2 protein-coding genes and 1 pseudogene are annotated in these 3,408 nt (G+C 71.8%); all 3 read right to left on the bottom strand.

Annotated features, from left to right (window positions below; genetic code table 11):
• A partial coding sequence (locus WA805_RS26560; protein ID WP_425243715.1) for an NAD(P)/FAD-dependent oxidoreductase occupies positions 1-1,091 on the bottom strand: 1,091 nt, incomplete at its 3' end.
• Between the two features lie 22 nt (positions 1,092-1,113).
• Positions 1,114-2,325 (bottom strand): annotated as a pseudogene (locus WA805_RS26565) (deoxyguanosinetriphosphate triphosphohydrolase); the annotation flags it as partial.
• Positions 2,326-3,408 (bottom strand): putative PEP-binding protein (locus WA805_RS26570; RefSeq protein WP_425243716.1); only part of this gene is annotated, 1,083 nt, incomplete at its 5' end.

Genomic DNA, 3,408 nt, shown 5'->3' on the forward strand with positions numbered 1-3,408 from the left:
CGGTCGCCGCGGTAGACGACCTGGTCGTAGGCGCCGGGGCTGGGCAGGCCTGAGCACTCCATGCCGAGGTCGTACTGGTCGGTGTAGAAGTACGGTACGCGGTTGTACTCGACCTCCTGGCCGAGCATGGACCTGGCGGCGGCGGGGCCGCCGTTCAGCGCGTTCGACCAGTGCTCGACCCGCACGTGGGTGCCGAGCAGCGGCAGGAACGAGCAGGCGACGTCGCCGGCGGCGTAGATGTCCGGATCGGAGGTGCGCAGCGCGGAGTCGGTGACCACGCCGTTCGAGAGCTCGAGGCCGGCGCCGCGGGCCAGCCCGTCGTTCGGCCCGGCGCCGATGGCGACGATCGCCACGTCGGCGGGCAGCACCGTCCCCGATGAGGTCAGCACGGACCCGACCCGGCCCGCCGCGTCGCCGTGGAATTCCGCCGCCGTCTCGCCGAAGCGGAACTCCACGCCGTGCGCCTGGTGCAGCACGGTGAAGACTGCGCCGAGCTCGGGACCGATCGCGTAGTAGAGCGGAGTCGGCTGCGGCTCGATGACCGTCACCTGGCAGCCCGCGATGCTGGCCGCCGCCGCCGTCTCCAGGCCGATCCAGCCGGAGCCGACGATCACGACCCGCCGGCCGCGGGTGAATTCCGCGCGCAGCGCGTCGGAATCCGGCAGCTTGCGGAGGGTGCGGACGCCGTCAAGGGCCTCGCCAGGGATGTCGAGCCGCCGGGGCGCGGCGCCGGTGGCGAGCAGCAGCTTGTCGTAGTGCTGCGTGCCGCCCGGGGGGGAAACGGGGGGGCTGGCCCCCCCGTGCGCGGAGGGCTCGACGATCACCGTGTGCGTCGGCCGCTCGATCGCCGCGACGCTGACGCCGGTGCGCAGGTCGACCGAGTTCTCCGCGTACCACTCGGCGGGGTGCACGTAGGCCGACTCCCGCGGCTTCTTGCCGAGCAGGTAGTCCTTGGACAGCGGCGGCCGCTCGTAAGGCACCTCGGACTCGTCGCCGAACAGCACGATCTCGCCGGTGAAGCCCTCGGCGCGCAGCGTCTCTGCGGCTTTGGCGCCGGCCAGGCCGCCGCCCACGATCACGAATGTCGTCATGCGTGCCTCCAGTGGATAACGCGAGCCGCTGATGCCAGACCATAGCCGAGGTATCAGTGAGCGACGCGACCTGGTCGATGATGACACGCCGGCGCGCCTCGTCGCTCGCGGCGTCGTTCCAGGACGGTCGGAACACCGCGTCCAGTGTGGACGGCGCGCCGCGCTCGATGGCCAGCGCGAGCTCGGTGATCAGCTCCCGTTCGCGTGCCTGCTGCGCCGCTACCCCCTCCCGCGACATCACGTAGTGCGCTGCGACCGCCTTGAGCAGCGCGCATTCGAGCAGCTGGCGGCGCGGCACGACCAAGTCCGCTGCGTAGCGGCTGAGTACCGGCAGGCCGCCAGCGAGCGTCGCCTCCTCGGCGGCCTGGCAGAAGCGGCCGACCAGCTCGCTGGTGAGGTTCTTGGCCGCGGCCAGCGACTCGGGGCCGCCGTCGAAGCTGAACCGCCAGCAGGGCAGCTCCATGAACTCGGCGAACACCGCCTCGAGTTCCGCCGCCGAGACGTCCCACGACGCCGGGCAGTAGGCGGTGCGGGCGACGCGTGAAACAACCGTACGTTCCGAAGAATCGTGCAAGTTCTTCAGGGTCACCAGCCCGGCGTGCAGGCCGTCTTCCACGTCGTGCACCGAGTACGCCACGTCGTCGGCCCAGTCCATGACCTGCGCCTCCAGGCATGCGGAGCCTGGCGGGGCACCGGCCCTGATCCAGTCGAACACGGCGATGTCCGACTGGTAGGCGCCGTACTTGCCCGTGCCCGAGCCGGCGACGGGGTACTTGAGTGCCGCGTCGAGGGTGGCGCGGGTGAGGTTGAGGCCGGCGCCGGGGACCTTCGGTTCCAGCCGGGTCAGCAGCCGGAGCGACTGGGCGTTGCCCTCGAAGCCGCCGCAGGCCAGCGCGCCGCCGGTGTCAGCGAGGGACGCCAGCGCCGTCTCCCCGTTGTGCCCGAACGGCGGGTGGCCGATGTCGTGCGCCAGGCACGCCGCGTCCACCAGGTCGGGGTCGCAGCCGAGCGCGGCGCCGAGTTCCCTGCCGATCTGCGCGCACTCCAGCGAATGGGTCAGCCTGGTGCGCGGGAAATCGCTGGCCCCGACCTGTACTACCTGCGTTTTCGCGGCGAGCCTGCGCAGCGCGGAGCTGTGCAGGACCCGCGCGCGATCACGCTGGAAATCCGTACGGCCGGCGCGCTTGGGCGGCTCGGCCGCCCAGCGCTCCGTGTCATGTGAGCTGTAGGCCACTCACCTAGTGTCGCTGCCAGCACTGACAATCGCGGCCCGGCCCGCCTCCAGCCGGGCGATCGGGACGCGGAACGGCGAGCAGGACACGTAGTCGAGGCCGACCTCGTTGAAGAACCAGACCGACGCCGGGTCGCCGCCGTGCTCGCCACAGACGCCGATGTGCAGGCCCGGCCGGGTCGCCCGGCCCTCTTCCGTGGCGATCCGCACGAGCCGGCCCACGCCGTCGGCGTCGATCGTCTCGAACGGGGACACGCCGAAGATGCCCATGTCGATGTAGGGGCTGAAGAACGCCCCTTCCACGTCGTCCCTGGAGAAGCCCCAGGTCATCTGCGTCAGGTCGTTGGTGCCGAAGGAGAAGAACTCCGCCGACCGCGCGATCTCGCCCGCGGTGAGAGCGGCCCGCGGCACTTCGATCATCGTGCCGATCGGGATCTCGTCGTGGACGCCGGTCTCCGCCGCCACCGCCTGGAGCACCTTCTCGGCGCGCTCCCTGCTGATCTCCATCTCCTGCACGGTCGCGGTCAGCGGGATCATGATCTCCGGCCTGGGGTCGCGGCCCGCCTTGGTGAGCTCGGCGGCCGCGGCGGCGATCGCGCGGACCTGCATGTCGAGCAGGCCGGGGATGAGCAGCACGAGCCGCACGCCGCGCAGGCCGAGCATCGGGTTCTGCTCGTGCAGCCTGCGGACCGCCTCGAGCAGCTGGCGGTCGTGCTCGGTGGCGTCGTCGCCGGCCAGCGCGACCTTGACCGACAGGTCGGTGAGGTCGGGCAGGAACTCGTGCAGCGGAGGGTCGATCAGCCGGATCGTCACCGGGTACCCGTCCATCGCCTCGAGGATCTCCTCGAAGTCGCCGCGCTGCAGCGGTTCGAGGGCGTCCAGGGCGGCCTGCCGCTGCTCGTCGGTGCCGGCCAGGATCAGCCGCTCGACGAGCTGACGGCGCTCGCCGAGGAACATGTGCTCGGTGCGGACCAGGCCGACGCCGGTCGCGCCGAACCGGCGGGCCCGCGCGCAGTCCGGGCCGTTGTCCGCGTTCGCGTGCACGCCGAGCCGGCGGGCCTCGTCCGCGCGGGTCATGATCCGGTG

Source organism: Trebonia sp., from assembly GCF_049794275.1.
GTDB lineage: Bacteria > Actinomycetota > Actinomycetes > Streptosporangiales > Streptosporangiaceae > Trebonia.